Here is a 482-nt window from a genome sequence, read left to right on the forward strand (position 1 = left end):
TCCCAATAGTCTTTATCGATGGATTCAAGAATATGAAAAATATGAAGAAAGTGCGTTCCCAGGACATGGGAGCGCACTTCGTCATACTCAATTTGAGATATAGTGAAATGAAATAAGAACAGGACAAATAGATCAGGATAGTCAAATCGATTTCTAACAATATTTTAGAAGTAGATGTGTACTATTCTAGTTTCAATCTACTATAGTAAAGTTGACTTTCCTGTACCATTTTTACCAGTAATTAATGTCACGCCTGAACTCGAAGTATCAAAAGAAATATTATCAAACAATATACGATGATCCACCCTATACGAAATATTTTCTACTTTCATTTTTTCTCCTTTTGAACTAATAGCAAAAGAAACAGTTCTGTTTTCATACTCTTTCCCCTTCATCTATATTATTCGTAATGAAAAATAAAAAAATAAAATTTTTTTAAATGATTATGATTCAGAATTTATTCAATATATTAAAACAATATT

General features: G+C 28.6%; 1 protein-coding gene. It reads right to left on the minus strand.

All coding sequences use genetic code 11. From position 1 onward, the window contains the following. Positions 1-200: 200 nt before the first annotated feature. Entirely contained in the window at positions 201-395 is a 195-nt protein-coding gene (locus tag ABKW30_RS29260) for an ABC transporter ATP-binding protein (protein WP_000676514.1), read from the minus strand. Positions 396-482 lie beyond the last annotated feature (87 nt).

It is taken from the genome of Phyllobacterium sp. SB3 (assembly GCF_040009165.1).
GTDB lineage: Bacteria > Pseudomonadota > Alphaproteobacteria > Rhizobiales > Rhizobiaceae > Phyllobacterium.

Bases quoted from the DNA above. Each gene is read 5' to 3' on its own strand.
- ABKW30_RS29260 (WP_000676514.1), bottom strand. From the start codon at position 395: ATGAAGGGGAAAGAGTATGAAAACAGAACTGTTTCTTTTGCTATTAGT.